19 protein-coding genes are annotated in these 22410 nt (G+C 73.3%); 10 read left to right on the plus strand and 9 right to left on the minus strand.

The features are described 5' to 3' along the window. Positions 1–103 precede the first annotated feature (103 nt). Positions 104–1132 carry an L-threonine 3-dehydrogenase gene (gene tdh, locus ACFYVL_RS36800; protein ID WP_389252904.1) on the minus strand — a complete coding sequence of 343 codons (1029 nt, stop codon included), beginning with the start codon at positions 1130–1132 and terminating at the stop codon, positions 104–106. A gap of 203 nt (positions 1133–1335) precedes the next feature. Further along, complete coding sequence (locus ACFYVL_RS36805; RefSeq protein ID WP_389252906.1) at positions 1336–2784, minus strand: dihydrolipoyl dehydrogenase family protein; 1449 nt, start codon at positions 2782–2784, stop codon at positions 1336–1338. 125 nt (positions 2785–2909) lie between these two features. Here ACFYVL_RS36805 and trxA point away from each other — a divergent pair, with 125 nt between their 5' ends. Then, the gene (trxA, locus tag ACFYVL_RS36810) at positions 2910–3302 is read left to right on the plus strand and encodes a thioredoxin (protein ID WP_389252909.1); all 393 of its coding nucleotides are present in this window, start codon (positions 2910–2912) and stop codon (positions 3300–3302) included. A gap of 80 nt (positions 3303–3382) precedes the next feature. Here the strand turns inward: trxA and ACFYVL_RS36815 are convergent, their stop codons facing one another. Continuing rightward, positions 3383–4573 (minus strand): thiolase family protein, encoded by a 1191-nt coding sequence (locus ACFYVL_RS36815; protein WP_389252911.1) that lies wholly within the window; start codon positions 4571–4573, stop codon positions 3383–3385. A 232-nt stretch (positions 4574–4805) separates the two neighbouring features. Next, complete coding sequence (locus tag ACFYVL_RS36820; RefSeq protein WP_389252913.1) at positions 4806–5831, minus strand: LacI family DNA-binding transcriptional regulator; 1026 nt, start codon at positions 5829–5831, stop codon at positions 4806–4808. Between the two features lie 196 nt (positions 5832–6027). On the opposite strand from ACFYVL_RS36820, the gene ACFYVL_RS36825 reads away from it, so the two are divergent. Both ACFYVL_RS36825 and ACFYVL_RS36830 read left to right on the plus strand, forming a co-directional pair. Beyond that, complete coding sequence (locus ACFYVL_RS36825) at positions 6028–7278, plus strand: MFS transporter (RefSeq protein WP_389252915.1); 1251 nt, start codon at positions 6028–6030, stop codon at positions 7276–7278. A gap of 97 nt (positions 7279–7375) precedes the next feature. Then, positions 7376–8068, plus strand: coding sequence for an alpha/beta fold hydrolase (locus ACFYVL_RS36830; protein WP_389252917.1), 693 nt, complete (start codon positions 7376–7378; stop codon positions 8066–8068). Between the two features lie 97 nt (positions 8069–8165). On the opposite strand, the gene ACFYVL_RS36835 is transcribed toward ACFYVL_RS36830, so the two are convergent. Then, entirely contained in the window at positions 8166–9218 is a 1053-nt protein-coding gene (locus ACFYVL_RS36835; RefSeq protein ID WP_389252919.1) for a glycosyl hydrolase family 18 protein, read from the minus strand. A gap of 136 nt (positions 9219–9354) precedes the next feature. Between ACFYVL_RS36835 and ACFYVL_RS36840 the strand changes: the two genes are divergently transcribed. Further along, positions 9355–9753 carry a type II toxin-antitoxin system PemK/MazF family toxin gene (locus tag ACFYVL_RS36840; RefSeq protein ID WP_389253030.1) on the plus strand — a complete coding sequence of 133 codons (399 nt, stop codon included), beginning with the start codon at positions 9355–9357 and terminating at the stop codon, positions 9751–9753. On the opposite strand, the gene ACFYVL_RS36845 is transcribed toward ACFYVL_RS36840, so the two are convergent. Further along, positions 9711–10571 (minus strand): TIGR02452 family protein, encoded by an 861-nt coding sequence (locus tag ACFYVL_RS36845; RefSeq protein ID WP_389252921.1) that lies wholly within the window; start codon positions 10569–10571, stop codon positions 9711–9713. The two genes, ACFYVL_RS36840 and ACFYVL_RS36845, sit on opposite strands and share 43 nt — an antisense overlap. 209 nt (positions 10572–10780) lie before the next feature. Here ACFYVL_RS36845 and egtA point away from each other — a divergent pair, with 209 nt between their 5' ends. The 4 genes from egtA to egtD are packed head-to-tail and all read left to right on the plus strand — an operon-like array spanning position 10781 to position 15169. After that, entirely contained in the window at positions 10781–12115 is a 1335-nt protein-coding gene (gene egtA / locus ACFYVL_RS36850; RefSeq protein ID WP_389252923.1) for an ergothioneine biosynthesis glutamate--cysteine ligase EgtA, read from the plus strand. Then, on the plus strand, positions 12112–13455 hold the full coding sequence (gene egtB / locus ACFYVL_RS36855) for an ergothioneine biosynthesis protein EgtB (RefSeq protein ID WP_389252925.1): 1344 nt from the start codon (positions 12112–12114) through the stop codon (positions 13453–13455). Before egtA ends, egtB begins: the two co-directional genes overlap by 4 nt. Continuing rightward, positions 13455–14210 (plus strand): ergothioneine biosynthesis protein EgtC, encoded by a 756-nt coding sequence (gene egtC, locus ACFYVL_RS36860; protein WP_389252927.1) that lies wholly within the window; start codon positions 13455–13457, stop codon positions 14208–14210. Before egtB ends, egtC begins: the two co-directional genes overlap by 1 nt. After that, on the plus strand, positions 14207–15169 hold the full coding sequence (gene egtD, locus ACFYVL_RS36865) for an L-histidine N(alpha)-methyltransferase (protein WP_389252928.1): 963 nt from the start codon (positions 14207–14209) through the stop codon (positions 15167–15169). Before egtC ends, egtD begins: the two co-directional genes overlap by 4 nt. A 157-nt stretch (positions 15170–15326) precedes the next feature. Here egtD and ACFYVL_RS36870 read toward each other — a convergent pair whose 3' ends face one another. Together ACFYVL_RS36870 and ACFYVL_RS36875 are read right to left on the minus strand one after the other, a co-directional pair. Continuing rightward, complete coding sequence (locus tag ACFYVL_RS36870; RefSeq protein WP_389252931.1) at positions 15327–16565, minus strand: extracellular solute-binding protein; 1239 nt, start codon at positions 16563–16565, stop codon at positions 15327–15329. 129 nt (positions 16566–16694) lie between these two features. After that, positions 16695–17183, minus strand: coding sequence for a hypothetical protein (locus tag ACFYVL_RS36875; RefSeq protein WP_389252933.1), 489 nt, complete (start codon positions 17181–17183; stop codon positions 16695–16697). A gap of 124 nt (positions 17184–17307) precedes the next feature. Between ACFYVL_RS36875 and ACFYVL_RS36880 the strand changes: the two genes are divergently transcribed. After that, positions 17308–18339 carry an LLM class flavin-dependent oxidoreductase gene (locus ACFYVL_RS36880; RefSeq protein ID WP_389252934.1) on the plus strand — a complete coding sequence of 344 codons (1032 nt, stop codon included), beginning with the start codon at positions 17308–17310 and terminating at the stop codon, positions 18337–18339. A 75-nt stretch (positions 18340–18414) separates the two neighbouring features. Further along, on the plus strand, positions 18415–20853 hold the full coding sequence (locus ACFYVL_RS36885) for an ATP-binding cassette domain-containing protein (protein ID WP_389252935.1): 2439 nt from the start codon (positions 18415–18417) through the stop codon (positions 20851–20853). Here the strand turns inward: ACFYVL_RS36885 and ACFYVL_RS36890 are convergent. After that, the gene (locus ACFYVL_RS36890; protein ID WP_389252936.1) at positions 20850–22367 is read right to left on the minus strand and encodes an acyl-CoA synthetase; all 1518 of its coding nucleotides are present in this window, start codon (positions 22365–22367) and stop codon (positions 20850–20852) included. The genes ACFYVL_RS36885 and ACFYVL_RS36890 overlap by 4 nt on opposite strands. Between the last annotated feature and the right edge of the window lie 43 nt (positions 22368–22410).

Raw genomic sequence — 22410 nt, forward strand, 5'->3', positions numbered from 1 at the left:
GCCGAAGGGGCGCGCGGACGTCGCGGCGCGGCGCGCGGGCCGGGAGGTGCGGTCCGTTCTCCACGTCCGTACGGGCGCCCCTGGGCGGGCCGGGCCGGCGGGCTCAGACGGTCCAGTCGAGGATGATCTTGCCGCTGCGGGCGGTGGCGGCCTCGTCGAAGGCGGCTTCGAAGTCCTGGTAGCCGTAGGTGCCGGTGATGACGGGGCTCAGGTCGAGGCCCGCCTCGATCAGCACGGTCATCGCGTACCAGGTCTCGTACATCTCGCGGCCGTAGATGCCCTTGACGGTGATCATCGAGGTGACGATCTTCGCCCAGTCGACCGCGAACTCCTCCGCGGGCAGGCCCAGCATGGCGATCCGGCCGCCGTGCGTCATGTTGGCGACCATGTCGCGCATGGCCTCGGGCCGGCCGGACATCTCCAGGCCGATGTCGAAGCCCTCCTTGAGGCCGAGCTTGGCCTGCGCCTCGGCGATGGAGGACTGCGCGACGTTGACGGCGAGGGTGGCGCCGACCTTGCGGGCCAGCTCCAGGCGGGGCTCGCTGACGTCGGTGATGACGACGCTGCGGGCACCGGCGTGCTTGGCGACGGCGGCGGCCATGATGCCGATCGGGCCCGCGCCGGTGATCAGGACGTCCTCGCCGACCAGCGGGAAGGACAGCGCGGTGTGCACGGCGTTGCCGAACGGGTCGAAGATCGCCGCGACGTCGAGGTCGACCTTGGTCCGGTGCACCCACACGTTGGAGGCGGGCAGCGCGACGTACTCGGCGAAGGCGCCGTCCACGCCGACGCCGAGGCCGACGGTGGAGCGGCAGAGGTGGCGGCGGCCGGCCAGACAGTTGCGGCACTTGCCGCACACCAGGTGGCCCTCGCCGCTCACGATGTCGCCGACCTTGATGTCCTGCACGTCGGCGCCGATGTGCGCGACCTCGCCGACGAACTCGTGGCCGAGGACCCGGGGCGTGGTGACGGCCTGCTGGGCCCAGCCGTCCCAGTTGCGGATGTGCAGGTCGGTGCCGCAGATACCGGTGCGCAGCACCTTGATGAGCACGTCCCCCGCGCCGGTCTCCGGCTCGGGCACGTCCATGAGCCACAGCCCCGGCTCGGCCTTGTGCTTGACGAGTGCTCTCATGGCTGTGGCTCCAGGCTCGTGGGACATGACGGCGGCGCGCGTGCGGGTGCACCGGCCCGTGGCGGGACGTCGCGGCACGGGCCGCGATGATCGCTTGTGGGCTCCAATCTGCCGATCGGGACGGCCCGCGTCCATCGAGGTTTTCTTAACCGGACCCCAAGGCCAGCTTCATTCGCACACCCGCCCGCACCGTTCGTACACCGTCATGACCTGTACGTTTCCAGCAGCCGCAGCCAGATCTCGCTGATCGTCGGGTACGAGGGGACCGCGTGCCACAGCCTCGACACGGGCACCTGGCCGACCACCGCGACCGTCGCGGAGTGCACCAGTTCGCTGACGCCGGGGCCCACGAAGGTGACGCCGAGGAGGGTCTCGGTGTCGAGGTCCACGACCATCCGGGCGCGGCCCCGGTAGCCCTTGGCGTAGAGGCCGGCTCCGGCGACCGCGCCCATGTCGTGGTCGACGGCCCGCACCCGGCGGCCCGCTGCCTCGGCCTCCGCGAGGGAGAGGCCGACCGCGCCCGCCTCGGGGTCGGTGAAGACGACCTGCGGGACGCTCGCGTGGTCGGCGGTGGCGGAGTGCCTGCCCCAGGGGGCGTCGTCCACGGGTTTGCCCAGGGCGCGGGCGCCGATCGCGTCGCCCGCGATGCGCGCCTGGTACTTGCCCTGGTGGGTGAGGAGCGCGCGGTGGTTGGCGTCGCCGACGGCGTACAGCCACTCCGAGTCGGCGACCCGGCAGCTGTCGTCGACGGTCAGCCAGGACCCCGGTTCGAGTCCGACCGTCTCCAGCCCGATGTCGTCCGTCCGCGGGGCGCGGCCCACCGCGAAGAGGATCTCCTCGGCCTCGATGGTGCCGCCGTCGTCGAGGGTGACGGTCAGGGTGGCGCCGTGCCGCTGGACGGAGGCCACGTTCGCTCCGGTGCGGATCGTCGCGCCGGCCTCCTGGAGTGCCTCGGCGACGTACTCGCCCGCGAAGGGCTCCATCCTCGGCAGCAGCCCCTCGCCCCGGACCAGGAGGGTGACCCGCGAGCCGAAGGCCTGCCAGGCGGTGGCCATCTCCACGCCGACCACTCCGCCGCCGACGACCACCAGCCGGTCCGGCACGGACTCGGAGCTGGTGGCCTCGCGGCTGGTCCACGGCCTGGCTTCCGCGACGCCGGGCAGGTCGGGCACGACCGCCCGGGTGCCGGTGCACACGGCGACGGCGTGGCGCGCGGTCAGTGCCGTGCGGGTGCCGTCGGGGGCCTGCACGACGACCCGGCGGGGGCCGTCGAGGCGGCCGTGGCCGCGGTGGATGGCGACGTCGATGGACTCCAGCCAGCCGACCTGGCCGTCGTCCTTCCAGTTCGAGGTGTAGTAGTCGCGGTGCGCGAGGACCGCGGGGACGTCCAGCGGACCTTCGACGGACTGTGCCAGCCCGGGTACCCGGCGGGCGTCGGCGCGCGCGGTGACCGGTCGCAGCAGGGCCTTGCTGGGCATGCACGCCCAGTACGAGCACTCGCCGCCGATCAGTTCCTCCTCGACGACCGCCACGCTCAGCCCGGCCGCCCTGGCCCGGTCCGCGACGTTCTCGCCGACCGGGCCCGCACCCAGCACCACCACGTCGTACTCAAGGCTCTCGTGGGTCTCTTCGGTTCCTGCGTCAGCTGTCATGAAACCCAGTCTGTCGGGTGGTGTGCGACGCGACCACAGGGGAAGGCGCATTCTTGGAATAGGGCGGCGCCGGGCATCGTTGTGCGGTGACGGCGACGCCCTGAATGACGGAAGAGGAGCACAACATGGCCACTGTCGAGCTGACCAAAGAAAACTTCGACAGCGTAGTGACCGACAACGACTTCGTCCTGATCGACTTCTGGGCGTCGTGGTGCGGCCCCTGCCGTCAGTTCGCACCGGTCTACGAGGGGGCTTCCGACCGTCACGAGGACCTCGTCTTCGCCAAGGTCGACACCGAGGCGCAGCAGGAGCTGGCAGCCGCCTTCGAGATCCAGTCCATCCCGACCCTGATGATCGTCCGGGAGAACGTCGCGGTGTTCGCCCAGCCGGGTGCGCTGCCCGAGGCGGCGCTGGAGGACATCATCGGCCAGGCCCGCAACCTGGACATGGACGAGGTGCGCAAGTCCATCGAGAAGGCTCAGTCCGAGGGGTCCGGCGAACAGCAGGACGCCGGCTGAACGGCTCTCTTTTCCGCAGGCCCGGTGGGCGCCCCCTTCTGAAGGCGGCGCCCACCGGCATGTCCGGGCAGCCGGGTTTCTCAGCGCTCCAGGACCAGTGCCAGTCCCTGCCCGACCCCGATGCACAGGGCGGCCAGGCCGGTGCCCGAGCCGGCCGCCGCGAGCTGGTGGGCGACCGAGCCCGCGAGCCGCGCGCCGGAGGCGCCGAGCGGGTGGCCGAGGGCGAGCGCGCCGCCGCGCGGGTTGACCACGGCGGGGTCCAGCTGGGGCCACTCGGCGAGACAGCCCAGCGACTGGGCGGCGAACGCCTCGTTCAGCTCGAAGGTGGTGAGGTCGTCGAAGGTGCGGCCCGCCCTGGCCAGGGCCCGGCCGACGGCCTCCACCGGGCCGAGCCCGAAGAGCTGCGGTTCGATGCCGGTGACGGCGGAGGAGCGGATGCGGGCGAGAGGTTCGCGGCCGGTGGCCCGCAGCCCCTCCTCGTCGACCAGCAGCAGGGCCGCGGCGCCGTCGTTGAGCGGCGAGGAGTTCCCCGCGGTGACCGTGCCGTCCGGGCGGAACACGGGCTTCAGCTTGGCCAGGGTCTCGGGCGTCGAGGACTCCCGGATGCACTCGTCCCGCAGCAGCGCGACGCCCTCGTACGGCACGACCTCCCCGTCGTACAGTCCCTCGGCCCACGCGGCGGCGGCCTTGTGGTGGCTGGCGAGGGCGAAGGCGTCCTGGGCCTCCCGGCCGATCTTGTGCCGGTCCGCGACGAGTTCGGCGCCCTCGCCGAGGGAGACGGTCCACTCGGCGGGCATGGCCGGGTTGGTCATCCGCCAGCCGAGGGTGGTGGAGTGCAGCTGCTGGTGACCGGCCGGGAAGGCCCGCTCGGGCTTCTGGAGCACGTACGGCGCCCGGGACATCGACTCCACGCCGCCCGCGACCGCCACCGAGGCGTCGCCGAGCGCGATGGCACGGGCGGCCTGGACGACGGCCTCCAGGCCCGAGCCGCAGAGCCGGTTGACGGTCACGCCGGGCACGCTCACCGGCAGCCCGGCGAGCAGCACCGCCATGCGGGCCACGTCGCGGTTGTCCTCGCCCGCCCCGTTGGCGTCACCGAAGTAGACGTCGTCGACCCGGGCCGGGTCGAGGTCCGGGGTGCGGTCGATCAGGGCGCGCACCACATGGGCGGCGAGGTCGTCGGGGCGCACTCCGGAGAGCGCTCCCCCGAACTTGCCGATGGGCGTGCGGACGGCGTCGACGACATAGACGTCGCGGATGCTGGTGGGCATCGGAACTCTCCTCCGGAAGGCGGGCGTTGGGACCCGGGCCCACACCGGCGCCCGCGGCCGTACGGGTACCCGCACCCGCGCCGTGGGACCGCCCGTGATCGCCCTTGATCACCCGCGCCCGAGTCTGTGCCGCGTCCCCCCGGCTGTCAACGGCCACCGGGACACGGCACCCGCACCCCGGTGCGGGCCGCCCGCGGGCCCGCTCCCCCGGCCCGCCCCGCCCGGGGGACCGTCAGCTGGACTCGCGGGCCACCGCGTACGCGCCCATCAGGTCGTGGTTCTCCAGGGCCGCCCCCGACGGGTTCTGCACCAGCCGGTCGACCAGGTCGGCGAGGTGCCGGCCGGGGGTGAGGTCCATGTGGACCGTGCTGAGGCTCGGCCGCAGCAGTTTGCCCATCAGGAGGTCGTCGGCGCCCATCACCGCGGTGTCGCCGGGCACGTCGACGCCGGCGTCCTGGAGGGCGTGCATGAGGAGCTGCGCGTACTCGTCGTTGTACGCGAACACCGCGTCCAGGCCCAGGTCGCGCCAGCGCGCGGCGAGTGCGGCCGCCGACTCCTCGTCGTAGCGCATGCCGAGCGGTTCGACGGTCGCCTCCGTGCCGGTGACCGCCTTGCGCAGGCCCGCCAGGCGCGGTTTGGCGAAGATGTCCAGTCCCGGTTCCTCCGGGACGACGGCGCCGATCCGCCGGTAGCCGCGCTCCAGGAGGTGGCGGGCGGCGGCGATGCCCACCTCGCGCTGGTCCATCACCAGCGAGTGGGCGCCCTCGACGCGCTGGGGCCCCATGGTGATGACCGCCTTGGCACCGGAGCGCTTGAGGAGCTCCACCCCGCGCGCGTTCAGGGTGATCTCGCCGAGCGACACCACGGCGACCGGGCGCAGCTCGGCCCAGGCGCGGGCGGCCTCGTCGCCGCTGAGGCCGAGGCTGCCGTACTGGACGACCGTGTAGTCGAGGTTGCGCAGCGCCCAGTGGAGTTCGTTGAAGAACTGGCCGTAGAGCGGCCCGACGGGGATGTGCGCCGTCGGCAGCAGCACCATGCGGGTGTGCCCGGCGCGCAGGCTGCGCGCCGCGGCGTGCGGCACGTAGCCGAGCTCCTCGGCGGCCTCGCGGACCCTGCGCCGGGTGGGTTCGCTGATCCGCACAGCCGAGGTGTTGTTCAGCACGTAGGACACGGTGGCCCGGGAGACGCCTGCCAGGCGCGCGACATCGGTGCTGGTGGGGACGGGTGGGTCGACTTGCTTCTTGGGTGTCTGGCTCATCTCGTCCGGCATCTTTCCAGACGAGTGCGGCACAGGGTCTAGCGGTTGGCCGGATTTCGGTGCTACAAAGCGTTTACACGCGTCACTGACACGTGTCACCTTGGCTTTCGAAGCGCCCGCCGCGACCCCCTTTCCCCGGATCCCGGCCGGAGCTCTCCCCTCGTCCCATTCGTCTCTCTCGACACTGGAGGGCAGCGTGGCCCTTTCCTCCTCCGGTACCGGCACCAGCGCCGCTACCGACTCCGCTCAGGCGCCCCGCCCCACCCGTGGGCTGCTGCCGCTGCTGCTCGTCGGCAACACCGTCATGTACGCCCTCTACATCGGCGTTCCCGGCTTCGTGATGGCACTCCAGGTCGCCGCCATCGACCCGGCGAACAAGGTCAGCAACATGACCGTGGTCTCCGGTGTCTCCGCGATCTTCGCGACGCTCTTCAACCCGATGGCGGGGGCGCTGTCCGACCGTTCCGGGCGCCGCAACCCGTGGATCCTCGGCGGCGGCATCGGCGCGCTCGTCGTGATGGCGCTGCTGGGCAGTGTCAACACCGTGCTGCTGGTGACCATCGTCTGGTGCCTCGGCCAGGCCGCGATGAACTTCTACCAGGCGGCCCTCACCTCCGTCGTCCCCGACCGCGTCCCGCTCGCCGCACGCGGCAAGGCCTCCGCGGCCGTCGGGCTCGGCATTCCGATCGGATCGACCATCGGCGCGCTGATCGGTGCCGCGTTCTCCGACAGCTACCGCACCGGCTACCTGGTGTTCGGGGCCATGGTCGCGGCGGCCGCGGTGCTGTTCACCACCTGCGCCCGCGAGGAGCGCCGCCCCGGCAAGGCCCCGCTGCCGCTGAAGCGGCAGCTGGCGTCCTTCGCGAGCGCCCTGGCCCACCACGACTTCCGGTGGGCATTCATCGGGCGCGCGCTGCTGATCCTCGGCTACTTCGCGGTGCTCGGCTTCCAGCTGTACATCCTCCAGGACCACATCGAGCTGCCCGCGGGCCTCAAGCCGGAGGCCGCCGCGGCGATCCTCACCATGGTCAACTCCGCCGCCTCGGTGGTCTCCACCGTCCTCGGCGGCTGGCTGTCCGACAGGTTCGACCGCCGCAAGCTGTTCGTCGGCGTCTCGGCCCTGCTGGCCGCGCTCGCCATGGTCTTCCCCGCCGTCTCGGCGAGCTGGACCGCGATGCTGCTCTTCGGCGCCGTCAACGGCCTCGGCTTCGGCTGCTACATGGCCGTGGACACCGCCCTGGTGACGATGGTGCTGCCGAAGTCCGAGGACGCCGCCCGCGACATGGGCATACTCAACGTCGCCAACGCGGGCCCGCAGATCGCCGCACCGTTCATAGCCGGTCTGATCGTCCAGCTCAGCGGCGGCTACACCGCCCTGTTCCTGGTCGCGGCGGTCCTCTCGCTGCTGGGCGCCCTCGCGGTCCGCCCGATCCGCGGCGTCCGCTGACCGCCCCTCTCCCCGCCCCGGCCGCACCCGGCCGGGGCGCGATCCCGGCCCACCGGGCCACCACCCGTTCCACCCGTACCACCGGAAAGGCACCGTCGTGCAGCTGAACACCCACACCTGGGGCGAGGGCGACCGCATCGCTCTCCTGGTCCACGGCATCATGGCCGACCACCGCGCCTGGCGCACCGTCGGCCCGGCCCTCGCGGACAGGGGCTACCGCGTCATCGCCGTGGACCTGCGCGGCCACGGCCTCAGCGGGCGCGGCGAGTACTCCCCGCAGCTGTTCGCCGACGACCTCGTGGAGACCCTCCCGGCCGGCGCCGAGCTGGCCCTCGGGCACTCGCTGGGCGGCCTCACCCTCTCGCTGGCCGTGGACCGGCTGCGGCCGCGGCGTGCGGTCTACTCCGATCCGGCGTGGCACCTGGAGCTGCCCGACGGGTTCGGCCCGGAGGTGTTCGCGCAGTTCAAGTCGGCGCCCCGGGAGCAGATCGCGGCGATGAACCCGCGCTGGGAGCCGGCCGACGTGGACATCGAGGTGGCGACCCTGGGGCTCTGGGACGAGACCACCGCGCTCGCCCTGACCGGGCTGCGGGGCCAGGACCTGCTGCCGGCCGGGCCCGTCGTGCCGTCGCTGGTGCAGCTGGCCGACCCGAGCCTGATCATCGACGAGGCGCGGGCGGCTCTGCTGCGCGAGCGCGGCTTCGAGGTGCGCACCGTCAAGGGCGCCGGACACACCATCCAGCGCGACGACTTCGACGGATTCATGGCGTCGCTGGATGGCTGGATCTGATCTCTGCCGGAAGCGGCCGGTCCCCTGCCCGGGGGGGCCGGCCGCTCGCACGTGCGGCAGCGGGTTCCGGGACGTGCGGCGCGCCCCGGCGGTGCGGTCAGCCGCGTGCCAGCTCCTCCCACATCCGCGGGTCCTCGAAGCCCAGCGCCCACAGGCCCGTGCCGGTGACGCCGTGCTTGCGCAGCGCCGGGAGGTGGGCGGCTACGCCGCGGGCGTCCTGGTACCAGACGGTGCGCCGCGCGTTCCCCTCCCGGTACGTGAAGTGGGGCGAGCCCGCGTCCGCGTCGAAGGTGTACGGGCTGCCCTGGCGCTCGCGCAGCGCCTCCGCCTCCTTCCAGGTGACGTGCCGGGTCGGGGTGCCGGGCGACCAGTCCCACCCGTATCCGGGCAGCGCCATCTCGATCTTCGCGGGCGGGATCAGCGAGGTGGCGTGCGCGAGGGTGCGGTCGTACCAGTCGGGGGTGGCCAGCGGGCCCGGCCCGGAGCCGCGCCAGTGCAGGTCGTAGCCCATGATGCGGACCCGGTCGGCGGCCCGGCCGAGCGCCGGGTAGTCCCAGATCCGGCCGTTGCCGTCGGCCTGCGGGGAGACCGCGACCGCGCAGGTCAGTGCGCGGCGGTGGAGTTCGGCGCAGAGTTCGGTGACGAGGGCGGCGTACCCGGCGCGGACCTCGCGGTAGGTGGCGTCGCCGGTGGGCGCGATGGACTCGTAGTCGAGTTCGAGCCCGTCGTAGTCGCCCCGGTCCGCGACCGCCAGGAGGGTGCGGACGTGCTGGGCGCGCTGTGCCGGGCTGGTGACGAGGGCGGCGAGCCGTCCCGCGGGCAGGGCCTCGTTGACGGTGGGCACGACCTTGATGCCGGCCGCGTGGAGGCCGTCGACGATGTGTTTCTGTTCGGCGCCGGGGTGCGCGTCCACCCGGTCGGCGGCCTTGAGTTCGTACCAGAAGGGGCTGACGGTGTGGAGCTGGTCGGCGTGCGCGAGGGCGTCGTGGTAGCCGGTCTCCTGGTCCCAGTAGGGCAGCCAGGCGGAGACGGTGCGGGCGGGTGCGGCCGGGTCCCGGCGGTCCGGGTCGGGGGTGTCCGCGTGCGAGGCGGCGGGTCCGGTCAGCAGGGCGACGGCGGTCAGGGCGGCGAGGAGCGTGGTGGGGCGCATGATCAGAGCCTGCGGTGCGGGCCGCGCCGCCGCCGGGTGGACTGGGCCGACCGGAGGGACCCGGTCCCCTACCCTGGCGGGCGTGACGACTTCACTCGACGACCCCAGGGACCTGCCGGGCAGCTCCGGCCCGGCCATGACGACCGAGGCCGACCCCGGCCGCATCGGGCCGGTCCGCACCGAGTACGCGCCGGAGCACGACGGCGACCCCGATCCCGGCGAAATCGTCTGGACCTGGGTGCCGTTCGAGGAGAACGACGGCCGGGGCAAGGACCGCCCGGTGCTGGTGGTGGCCCGCGAGGAGGCGGGGACGCTGCTGGCGGTGCGGCTGTCCAGCAAACGGCACGACCACGACCGGGAGTGGCTGGCGATCGGTTCGGGCCCGTGGGACGGCGCGGGCCGGGACTCGTGGGTGGACCTGGACCGGGTGCTGCGGGTGCACGAGGAGGGGATGCGCCGCGAGGCGTGCGCCCTGGACCGTGCGCGGTTCGATCAGGTGGTGTTCAGGCTGCGGGAGTTGTACGGCTGGAGCTGAGCGGCGAACGCGTCGCGGAAGGCGGTGAGCGCCGGTCCGCCGCCCGTGCGGTCCAGCACCGCGAACACCACCTCGTCGAAGTGGCCGGCGAACCGGCCGTCCCCGGTGAGGTGGCCGTGGAACGCCCCGGCCACCGTCGCCGGGTCGTTCCGGAAGACCCCGCACCCCCACGCCCCCAGCACCAGCCGGCGGTAGCCGCAGGCCGCCGCGGTCTCCAGGACGCGGCCGGCGCGCGTGACGAGCACGCCGGGAACGCGGTGCGCCTCCCGCGGTGCGTTGCGGGCGATGGCACCGGCGTTGGGGGCGGGCGAGGTGAGGAAGCCGACGGTGTACGGGTCGGCCAGCAGGGCGCCCCGGTCGTCGCGGAACACCGGTACGCCGGGGGCGTGGATCACCCGGTCGGTGTAGAACACGTCGCGCTCGGCCCGGTGGTGGGCGTAGAAGCCGGGTGCCCGCAGCAGGCACGCGTACAGCGCGGAGGACCGGCAGACGGCCTCCTCCTGAGCCTGCGCGCCGTTGAGGTAGCCGCCGCCGGGGTTGCGGGCGGAGGCGAAGACCAGGACCGCCACCGGCCCGGTGGCGTCGCCGGCGAGGCGGCGGGCGGCCTCGGTGCTGCTCTCTGCGCTCACCTCGAAGCGGGTGGCACGGTCCGTGTCCGGGTCGACGGGGACCGGTTCGGGCCCGTACGTCCGGGTGCCGGCCAGGGCGGTTTCCAGGGCTGCGGCCAGGGACACGGTCCGGCCGCCGGGCGCGGTGTACCGCCCTTCGCCGACGATTGTCTCGGTCTCTTTCGCGATACCGCGTAGTCGTGCGCTCACGGGGCAGATGTTCACCTCGGTACGGGCGTGCGCGCAAACTCTTTTGTCCGCTCCGGGAGTTCGGCCTGCGGCGTCGCCGGCCGTCCACCCGGGCGGCTCAAAGGCACTCTTGTGCGACGCGCGGACAGTCGCTTAGGTGGTCTGCTGTGCCCCGGCCCGACCGGCCGGGGACGACCGCCCCGGCGCGGTCTCCGACAGGAGGAACAGCCATGCCCGAGGACATGTTCGGAGAGGGCGGACCGCCCATCTCCGAGACGGAGGCGGAGGACCTCCTCCGATGTATCTGCTTCAAGACGGGCCCGCCCCGCACGCTCGGGGTCGAACTCGAATGGCTCGTCCACGACGCCCACCAGCCGCATCTGCCCGTCTCCCCCGACCGTCTCGCCGCGGCCCACGCCACGGCCAGGGCCCTGCCCCTGCGGTCGGCCGTCACCGTCGAACCCGGCGGCCAGCTGGAGCTCAGCTCGCTGCCCGCCGCATCGCTCACCGACTGCCTGCGCACCGTCTCCGCCGACCTGGACGCGCTGCGCGAGGCACTCCGCCCCCAGGAACTCGAACTCGCCGGGTACGGCCAGGACCCCTGGCACCCGCCGCGGCGCTTCCTGCGCGAGCCCCGGTACGAGGCCATGGAGGGCCACCTCGGCCGGAGCGGCCCCTCGGGCATGGCCATGATGTGCACGTCCGCCTCGATCCAGGTGTGCCTGGACGCCGGGCACGAGGAACCCGGACCGCTCGGACTCGGCCGCCGCTGGGCGCTGGCCCATCTGCTGGGCGCGGTACTGGTCGCCGTGTTCGCCCACTCGCCCCTCGCGCGCGGAGCCGCCACCGGCTGGCGTTCGCACCGGCAGGCGCTGTGGGCGGGCATCGAGGCCGCCCGCTCGCAGGCCCCGGCCACCGGCGTCGAGCCGAGGGCCGCCTGGACGCGCCTCGCGCTGGACGCGACGGTGCTGTGCGTGAAGGACCCGGACGGCGCGCTGCGGCCCGCGCCTGAGGGGCTGACCTTCCGGGAGTGGTTCACCGACGCCGCGCGGGTGGGCAGGCCGCCCACCCGGGCCGATCTGGAGTACCACCTGACCACGCTGTTCCCGCCGGTGCGCCCCCAGGGCCATCTGGAGCTGCGGATGATCGACGCGCAGCCGGGCCCGGACGGCTGGCTGGTGCCGGTGGCCGTGACGGCGGCGCTCTTCGACGACCCGGCCGCCGCCGAGTCGGCCTGGCGTGCCGTCAAACCCCTGGCGGAGCTAGCGGGTTCGCAGCCCGCTCCGCGCAATCCGCTGTGGGAGTCCGCGGCCCGCACCGGGCTGGCCGACCCGGATCTGCACGCCGCCGCGGTGGCGTGCTTCGCGGTGGCGCGCGAGGCGCTGCCCCGGCTGGGCGCGGACCGCGCGGTACGGGACGCGGTCGCCGCGTTCACCGAGCGGTACGTGGTGCCCGGCCGCAGCCCCGCCGACGACCTGCTCGACGCGCATCCCGCCGCCGTTCGCACCCCGCCCCCGCCCGCCCCCGGTTTCGCCCCGCGCCCCGGAGAGGACCCGCCCGCATGACCGAGACCACCCAGCCCCCGGACCTGGACTCCGAGGGGCTCCGCAGCCGTGCCGTCGAGGCGCTCTCCCGCGCCCGGGAGCGCACCGCGCTGCTCACCTCGTGCGTCGACGACGCCGAACTGACCGCCCAGCACTCGCCGTTGATGTCCCCCCTGGTGTGGGACCTGGCGCACATCGGCAACCAGGAGGAGCAGTGGCTCCTGCGGACGGTCGGCGGACGCGAGCCGATGCGCCCCGAGATCGACACCGTGTACGACGCCTTCGAGCATCCGCGCGCCGAGCGGCCCGCCCTGCCGCTGCTCGCCCCGGCCGAGGCCCGCGCGTACGCCGCCGAGGTGCGCGGCCGGGCCCTGGACGTGCTGGAGCGCAGTCCGCTGCGCGGTGCGCCGCTGCTGGACGCCGGTTTCGCCTTCGGGATGATCGCCCAGCACGAACAGCAGCACGACGAAACGATGCTGATTACCCATCAGCTGCGCGGCGGCCCGGCCGCGCTGACCGCTCCCCCGCCGCCGGTGGCCCCGGACGCGGCGGCCTCGCTGCCCGCCGAGGTCCTGGTGCCGGGCGGCCCGTACACCCAGGGGACGTCGGCCGAGCCGTGGGCGCTGGACAACGAGCGTCCCGCGCACCCCGTGTTCGTACCGCCGTTCCTGCTGGACGTGACGCCCGTCCGCAACGAGGCGTACCTGGCGTTCGTCGAGGACGGCGGGTACCGCGAGGAGCGCTGGTGGGACCCGGCGGGCTGGGACATGGTCCGCCGGCACTCCCTGGAAGCACCGCTGTTCTGGCGGCGCGAGGGGGCACGGTGGCTGCGCCGCCGGTTCGGCGTGACGGAGCCCGTGCCGCCGGACGAGCCGGTGCTGCACGTCAGCTGGTACGAGGCGGACGCGTACGCCCGGTGGGCGGGGCGGCGGCTGCCGACGGAGGCGGAGTGGGAGAAGGCGGCCCGCTTCGATCCGGCGACGGGCCGTTCGACGCGCTATCCGTGGGGCGACGCGGACCCGACGCCCGAGCACGCCAACCTCGGGCAGCGGCACCTGCGCCCGGCACCGGCCGGCGCCTATCCGGCCGGCGAGTCGCCGCTGGGGATACGGCAGTTGATCGGGGACGTGTGGGAGTGGACGTCGAGCGACTTCCTGCCCTATCCGGGGTTCGCCCCGTTCCCGTACCGCGAGTACTCGGAAGTCTTCTTCGGCCCGGAGCACAAGGTGCTGCGGGGCGGGTCGTTCGCCGTGGACGCGGTGGCCTGCCGGGGCACCTTCCGCAACTGGGACCTGCCGGTGCGCCGGCAGATCTTCGCCGGGTTCCGGACCGCCCGCGACGCGGCGGAAGGTGCCCTCTGATGTGCCGTCATCTCGCCTTTCTGGGACCGGAGTCGGCGCTCGGCGAGGTGCTCGTCGCGCCGGCGCACGGCCTGTACCGGCAGGCCTGGGCGCCCCGGATGCAGAAGTACGGCACGGTCAACGCGGACGGTTTCGGTGCCGGCTGGTACGCGCCGGGCGACCCGGTGCCCGCCCGCTACCGGCGCACCGGCCCGATGTGGGCGGACCCGAACTTCGCGGACCTGGCCCGGGTCGTGCGTACCGGCGCGCTGCTCGCGGCCGTGCGCGACGCCACCGAGGCGGGTGCGGACGGGGAGGCGGCGGCGGCGCCGTTCGGTTCCGGCCGCTGGCTGTTCAGCCACAACGGGGCGGTCCGCGGCTGGCCCGGCAGCCTCGCCCCGCTCGCCGCGGCCCTGCCCGCCGCGGCGCTGCTCGGTCTGGAGGCACGCTGCGACTCGGCGCTCGTCTGGGCGCTCGTGCTGCACCGGCTGCGCAACGGCGACGAGCCGGGCCAGGCGCTGGCCGACACGGTCTGGGAGGTGGCCGGGGCGGCGCCGGGATCGCGGCTGAACCTGCTGCTCACCGACGGCGAGACCGTCACCGCGACCGCCTGGGGCGACACCCTGTGGTACCTGGCGGAGCCGGGCCGCCGCACCGTGGTCGCCTCCGAGCCCTGGGACGACGCACCGCACTGGGTCGAGGTCCCGGACCGCACCCTGCTCGCCGCCACCCGTACCGATGTCCTGCTGACCCCTCTCAAGGAGCCCGTCGCGTGAGCCCGTTCATCGTCACCCGCACCCTGCCCGTGGACGCGACCGGCGCCGACCTGCGCACCGACGTCCTCCAGGGGCTCGGCCGGGATCCCAAGTCGCTGCCGCCGAAGTGGTTCTACGACGCCCGCGGCAGCGAGCTGTTCGAGGAGATCACCCGGCTGCCCGAGTACTACCCGACGCGCGCGGAGCGGGAGATCCTGCACGCCAGGGCGGAGGAGATCGCCACCGCGACCGGTGCGCGCACCCTGGTCGAGCTGGGTTCGGGGTCCTCGGAGAAGACCCGGATCCTGCTGGACGCCCTGCCCCGGCTGCACAGTTACCTTCCCGTCGACGTCAGCGAGAGCGCGCTGACGCTCGCCGCCGAATCGCTGCTCGCCGAGCGTCCGGCGCTCTCCGTGCACGCGCTGATCGCCGACTTCACCCGGGGACTGACCCTGCCCGGGTCCCCGGGTCCCCGGCTGGTGGCGTTCCTCGGCGGAACGCTGGGCAATCTGCTGCCCGACGAGCGGGCCGTGTTCCTGAAGTCGGTGCGCGCACTGCTGCTGCCGGGCGACGCGCTGCTGCTGGGCACGGACCTGGTGAAGGACCAGGCCACCCTGATCGCCGCGTACGACGACTCCGCGGGGGTGACGGCCGCCTTCAACAAGAACGTCCTGGCCGTGCTCAACCGCGAGCTGGACGCCGATTTCGATCCGGACGACTTCGCCCACGTCGCGCACTGGGACAGCGGGCACGAGTGGATCGAGATGCGGCTGCGCGCCCGCAGGGACCTGGTGGTGAAGGTCCGGGAGCTGAATCTGGCGGTCGCCTTCGAGGAGGGCGAGGAGCTGCGGACGGAAGTGTCCGCGAAGTTCCGCGAGGACGGGATAAGGTCCGAACTCGCCGAGGCGGGAATGGAGTTGAGCCACTGGTGGACGGACGAGGCGGGCCGCTTCGCCCTGTCGCTGTCCACTCCGGCCTAGACCTGCCGCCCGGCCCGCCGGGCGCACCCGCGGCGGCCCCCTCCCGCCCCGGCCCTTCGGCCGGGCCGGGACCGGCCGCCCCGCGCCCGGGTCCGCCGGACGCGCCCGAAGCGGCCCGAAGCGGGTCCGGGCGCGTCCGGCGGGAGGAGTGCTCCCGCTACTCCTCCTCGCCGACGCGCTGGAGGATGCGGGAGATGTTGTCGGAGGCCGACTTCGCGGAGGCCTCCAGGTCCGCGCCGCCGAGCACCTTCGTCATGTACGTCTTGATGGGGTTGTTCGCCTCGACGTCGCCCCACTTCGGCGAGGCGGGCGTGGCCCGCCCTTCGAGGGTGCCCCTGGCCATGGCCGCCACGCCCTCCTCGCCCGCGACGGCGGAGGCGAGGCTGCCCTTGTTGGGCACGTAGTTCATGGTGCGGGCGAGGTCGGTCTGCCACTTCTCGCTGGCCAGCTCCTTCACCACGGCGACCGCGGCCTTGCGCTGGTCGGTGTTCTGCGGGATCACCAGGTCGGAGCCGCCGACGAAGACCGATCCCGGCTTGCCGGTGATCTTGCCGGGCAGCGGGAAGAAGCCGAGCTTGCCGCGCAGCTCCGGGTTCTTCTCCTCGATGAGCTTCGCGGTGCCGGGGGTCGCGATGATCTGCGCGATGTCGCCCTGTGCGAACTGGCCCGCCTGCGGGGGCTTCTCCTCGTCCGCGTCCTTGGGTCCGTCGCCGAGCACCTGGAGCTTCTGGTAGAACTTCATGGCCCGCAGGGCCTCGGGGGTGTCCAGCTTGCCGTGCCACTTGCCGGCCGTCTCCACGGCGAGGTCGCCGCCCTCGTCCCAGATGAAGCCCGCCAGGGTGTACCAGTCCTGTCCGGCGAGGTAGATGCCCTGCTTGCCGTCGGTGTTGAGCTTCTTGGTGGCCTGCAGCCACTCGTCGCGGTCCTGCGGGGGCTTCTTGATGCCCGCCTGCTGGAAGAGGTCCTTGCGGTAGATGACGACGCGGCTGGCGGCGTACCAGGGGATGCCGTACTGCGCGTTGTCGACGGCACCGGGGTGCGCCAGGCCGGGCAGCCAGTCGTCGCCGCCGAAGTCGCGGACGGACTCCAGGGTGAGGTTCTCCAGGCCGCCGCGCACGGCGTACTGGGCGACGTGGGTGTTGCCGACCTCGATGATGTCGGGCGGGTTGCTGCCCTCCAGCGCCTTGTTGACCTTGGGGCCGATGCCGGCCCACGGCTGGACCTGGAAGTCCAGACGCGTGTCGGGGTGCTGCTTCTCGAACTCCTCCGTGAACCTCTTCAGGAACTCGCGGGACGCGCTGTCCTTCATCAGCCAGATCGTGACGGTCTTGGTCTCCTCCTCGGCGGACGAGCCGGGCATCAGCCCGCAGCCGGTGAGCAGAGCTCCACAGGCCACTAGCGCGGTGGAAACAGCTATGGAGCGATTCTGTACAGGGTTCACGGATCAAGAAATTGGCATGAACCATTCGGTGGGTCAAGGGTTGTTGGGAATGTATTGGACTGTGAACCTCCGGTAAGGGTGGTCTCAGGTGCGCCCGTCCCGTTCCTGAGCGTCCCTGAGCACCTGCGAGGAGGCGGTCCAGCGGGCCCGTACGACGGTGAAACCGGCCCGCTCGGCCGCCTCGCACACCTGGGCGTCGTCGTCGACGAGCACCCGCACCTCGCGCTCGCGCGCCAGCTTCCGCAGCACCTCCAGCTTGGTCAGCCGGGCCGGTCGGCGGTCGTTGTCGGAGCGCATCCAGATCCGCCCCTCGGGCAGCCCATGTCGGGAGAGCCAGGTCTCGGTGTCGCGGCGGCACCGCTCCGGCCGGCCGGTCAGATAGACGACCTCGCACTCCTCGGCGCTCCGCAGCGCCAGTGCCACGCCCTCGGCGAGCGGCGGGTCCTGCGGGGCGGCGGCGAAGAAGGCGTTCCAGTCCCGCGGCCTACGCTCCAGGAAGCGCTGCCGGTGGGAGCTGTCGGCGAGGGTGCCGTCGAGGTCGAAGACGGCCAGGGGTCTGTGGTGGTCGCTCATGGGGGCCAGCCTAGGCAGGTGCCGGGCGGCGGGCGGCGGGCAGCGGGCAGCGGGCAGCGGGCAGCGGGCAGCGGGCAGCGGGCAGCGGCGGGAATCTTGTCGCCGTGTGTGCGTTGAACCCTGTGTGAGCACATTGATCGAACGGACCAGGTTCTCGGTACTCGACCGCTCCCGCACCCGCGAGGGGCAGGACGGTCCGCGGGCGCTGCGCGAGACGGTGGACCTGGCCCGCCGCCTCGAAGCGGCCGGCTTCTTCCGGTTCTGGGTCTCCGAGCACCACAGTGTGCCCGGGGTGGCCGGTTCCGCGCCGACGGTGCTGGCGGCGGCCGTCGCCGCGGCGACCTCCACGATCCGGGTCGGCACGGGAGGGGTGATGCTGCCCAACCACCGGCCGCTGGTGGTGGCCGAGCAGTTCGGGGTGCTGGAGTCGCTGTTCCCCGGCCGGATCGACATGGGGCTCGGCCGGTCGGTGGGGTTCACCAACGGGGTGCGCAGGGCGCTGGGCCGGGACAAGGACGACGCGGACCGGTTCGCGGAGCAACTCGACGAACTGCTCGGGTGGTTCACCGGCGGCGGCCCGGTGCACGCGTATCCGGCGGAAGGGCTGCGCGTGCCGCCGTTCGTGCTGGCCACCGGGGAGGGCGCGACGATCGCCGCCGAGGCCGGGCTGCCCGTGGTGGTCGGGGACCTGCGGGGCCGGGAGAAGCTGCTGGCGGCGGTGGAGCGCTACCGGTCGGCGTTCCGGCCGTCGCGGTGGGCCGCCGAGCCGCATGTGGTGATCGCCGGCACGGTCGCGGTCGCCGACAGCGAGGCGGAGGCGCGCCGGCTGCTGCTCCCGGAGGCCTGGTCGATGGCGTACTCGCGCACGCACGGCACGTTCCCGCCGCTGCTGCCGGCCGAGCACATCGAGCGCCTCGCGGCGGCGGACAGCGCGTCGGGCGGCATGACCGACAAGGAGCGCGGCTTCTACGAAAGCGGGCTCCAGGGGCACATCCACGGCACCGAGGAGCAGGTCGCCGCCGCCCTGGAGTCGGTGATCGCGGCCACCGGCGCGGACGAGGTGCTGGTCACGACCAGTTCGTACGACCGCGAGGGGCTGCTCGACTCGTACCGGCGGCTGGCGGCTCTGGTGGGGCTGCGGGAGCCCGCGGCCTAGAATCGAACTGTTTGCCCCGTTGTCCGCCCCCGACCCCGCGTGCCCGCCCCTGCTCCCGCGCCGTACGGAGTCCCCATGCACAGCCCCCACGACCCGTACGTCCGCGTCCGCGGTGCCCGCGAGCACAATCTGCGGAACGTGGACGTGGACATTCCGCGCGACGCGCTGGTGGTGTTCACCGGGGTCTCCGGCTCCGGCAAGTCGTCCCTCGCCTTCGGCACGATCTACGCGGAGGCCCAGCGCCGCTACTTCGAGTCCGTCGCCCCGTACGCCCGTCGGCTGATCCACCAGGTGGGGGCGCCCCGGGTGGGTGAGATCAGCGGTCTGCCGCCCGCGGTCTCCCTCGAACAGCGCAGGTCGGCGCCGTCGTCGCGGTCGTCGGTCGGCACGGTCACCACGCTGTCGAACTCGCTGCGGATGCTGTTCTCCCGGGCGGGCAGCTATCCGCCGGGGGCCGCGCGCCTGGACTCGGACTCCTTCTCGCCGAACACGGCGGCCGGTGCCTGCCCCGACTGCCACGGGCTGGGGCTGATCCACCGCACCAGCGAGGAGCTGCTGGTCCCCGACCCGTCTCTGTCGATCAGGGAAGGGGCCATCGCCGCGTGGCCGGGCGCCTGGCAGGGCAAGAACCTGCGGGACGTGCTGGACGCCCTCGGCTACGACGTGGACCGGCCGTGGCGGGAGCTGTCGCAACAGGACCGGGACTGGATCCTGTTCACCGACGAGCAGCCGGTGGTCACCGTGCACCCGGTGCGCGAGGCGGGCCGCATCCACCGCCCGTACCAGGGCACGTACACCGGCGCCCGGCGTTATGTGCTGCACACCTTCGCCGACACCAAGAGCCAGGCGCTGCGTGCGAAGGCCGAACGGTTCCTCACCAGCGCCCCCTGTCCGGCGTGCGGCGGCAGCAGGCTGCGCCCCGAGGCCCTCGCGGTGACCTTCGCGGGCCGTACGATCGCCGAGCTGTCCGCGCTCCCCCTCGCCGAGCTGGCGCGGGTGCTGCGGACGGACGACCCGGACCCCACCGCCCGGGTCCTCACCGACGACCTGCGGGCCCGGATCGCCGTCGTCACCGAGCTGGGCCTCGGCTACCTCGGCCTGGACCGCACCACGCCCACCCTCTCCGGCGGCGAGCTCCAGCGGCTGCGGCTGGCCACCCAGCTGCGGTCGGGGCTCTTCGGCGTGGTGTACGTCCTGGACGAGCCGTCGGCCGGTCTGCACCCGGCGGACGCGGAGGCGCTGCTGGTGGTCCTGGACCGGTTGAAGGCGGCGGGCAACTCGGTGTTCGTGGTCGAGCACCACCTCGATGTCGTACGCCGCGCGGACTGGCTCGTGGACGTCGGCCCGGCGGCCGGCACCCGGGGCGGTCTGGTCCTGCACAGCGGGCCGCCCGCCGGGCTGGCCGAGGTGGCCGATTCGGTGACCCGGCGCTTCCTCTTCGCGCGGGAGCCCGCAGCGGTGCGGGAGGTGCGCGGGCCGTCCGGGTGGCTCAAGCTGGGCCCGGTCACCCGGCACAATCTGAACGCGCTGGAGGCGGAGCTGCCGCTCGGGGGGTTCACCGCCGTGACGGGCGTCTCGGGCTCGGGAAAGTCCACCCTGGTGGCCGCGATCACCGAGGAACTCCCGGGCGTAGAGAGGTTGGTGACGGTGGATCAGAAGCCGATCGGCCGTACTCCCCGGTCCAACCTGGCGACGTACACCGGGCTCTTCGACGTCGTGCGGAAGCTGTTCACGGCGACGGACGAGGCGAAGGCGCGCGGTTACCGGGCGGGCCGGTTCTCCTTCAACGTGGCCGGCGGCCGGTGCGAGACCTGCCAGGGCGAGGGCTTCGTCTCGGTGGAGCTGCTGTTCCTGCCCAGTACGTACACGCCCTGCCCGGACTGCCGCGGCGCCCGCTACAACCCCGAGACGCTCCAGGTCACGCACCGGGGGCTGAACATCGCCGAGGTGCTGGACCTGACGGTCGAGGCGGCGGCCGACTTCTTCGCGGACACCCCGGCCGCCGCCCGCAGCCTGCGGGCCCTGCTGGACGTGGGCCTCGGCTATCTGCGCCTCGGGCAGCCCGCCACCGAACTGTCCGGCGGCGAGGCCCAGCGGATCAAGCTGGCATCGGAGCTGCAGCGCGCGACGACCCGGCGCGGGCACACGCTGTACGTCCTCGACGAGCCGACGACGGGCCTGCACCCGGCCGACGTCGAGGTCCTGATGCGGCAGCTGCACGGCCTGGTGGAGGCGGGGAACTCGGTGGTCGTGGTCGAGCACGACATGTCGGTGGTGGCCGGTGCGGACTGGGTGCTGGACCTCGGCCCCGGCGGCGGCGAGGCGGGCGGCCTCGTCGTGGCGGAGGGCCCTCCGCGCGAGGTGGCCCGCTGCGCGGGCAGCCGCACGGCCCCCTACCTCGCGCGGGAGTTCGCGGGAGCGGGAGCGGGAGCGGGCGGGGACGGGGACGGCACCGGCACCGGCACCGGGGACGGGCACGGCACCGGGACGGACCGACCGTCCCACCCCCTCTAGGGCCAGTACGCCTTCCGCAGAGCGGACTTGGCGAGCTTTCCGGTCGGGGTGCGCGGCAGCGAGTCGGCGAAGTCCACCGTGCGCGGCGCCTTGTGGTGCGCGAGCCGCCCCCGTACGAACTCCAGTATCTCGGCGGCGACTTCGGGGCCCGGGGCCACTCCCGGCTCCAGCTGTACCACCGCCTTGACCGCCTCGCCCATCTCCGGGTCCGGCACGCCGATCACCGCCACGTCGGCCACCTTCGGGTGCAGGGCCAGGCAGTCCTCGGTCTCCTGCGGGTAGATGTTCACCCCACCCGAGATGATCATGAAGGCCGCGCGGTCGGTCAGGAAGAGATAGCCGTCCGCGTCGACGTACCCGATGTCGCCGGTGGTGGTCCAGTTCGGGTGCTCGGGGTGCTGGGCCTCGCGGGTGCGGCGGTCGTCGTTGTGGTAGCGGAAGGGGAGTTCCGGGCGCTCGAAGTAGACCGTGCCGGTCTCGCCCGGGGGCAGCGGCGCACCATCCGGGCCGCACACGCGCAGTTCGCCGAGGAGTCCGGCGCGGCCGACGGAGCCAGGTCTGGTGAGCCATTCCCAGGGACCGATGAAGGTGATGCCGTTGCCCTCGGTGGAGCTGTAGTACTCGTGCAGGACCGGCCCCCACCAGTCCATCATCCGCCGTTTCACCTCGACGGGGCAGGGGGCGGCGGCGTGGACGGCGACCCTGAGCGTGGAGAGGTCGTAGCGCTCGCGGGTGCGCTGGGGCAGCTTCAGCAGCCGTACGAACATGGTCGGCACCCACTGCCCGTGCGTGACCCGGTGCCTCTCGACCGCGGCGAGCGCCCCCTCCGCGTCGAAGGAGTCCATCAGCACGACGGTGCCGCCGGTGGCGGTGACGACGCCGCAGAAGCGCAGCGGGGCCGCGTGGTAGAGCGGGGCGGGGCAGAGGTAGACGGAGTCCGTGTCGAAGCCGTACATGGCGGTGAAGAGCGGCACGTACAGCGCGGGGTTCTCGCGGACGTCGCCGTCGGCGAGGTCGGGCTGGATGCCCTTGGGGCGGCCGGTGGTGCCGGAGGAGTAGAGCATGTCCGCGCCGATGGGCTGGTGGTCCGGGGGCTCGGGGGACGCCTCGGCGAGCGCCTTGTCGTACGAGCCGGGTTCCGTCCCGTACTCCAGCCGCGGCATGGCACGTGTCACCAGCCGGCCGACGTCGTCGGCGAGCGGCCCGAGCGAGGCCGAGGCGATGAGGACGGCCGCCCCGCAGTCCTCGACGATGTACGCGGCCTCCTCGGCGGTGAGGTGGTGGTTGACGGCGGTGAGGTAGAGGCCCGAGCGCATAGCCGCCCAGTAGACCTCCAGCACGCGCGGGTCGTTGCCGGAAAGGAGGGCGAGGTGGTCGCCCCGCCGCAGACCCGCGACCCGCAGGTGGTTCGCGAGCCGCAGCGAGCGCTCTTCGAGCTGTCCGTAGGTGAGGGTCCGGCCGCCGTCAGCGGTGACGACGGCCGGGTGCGCGGGGTCGTACGCTCCCGGATACATGAGGGCGAAGCTACCCCGGTTTTGACGGTACGTCAGGAGCGCG

The organism is Streptomyces sp. NPDC004111 (genome assembly GCF_042874215.1).
Lineage (GTDB): Bacteria > Actinomycetota > Actinomycetes > Streptomycetales > Streptomycetaceae > Streptomyces.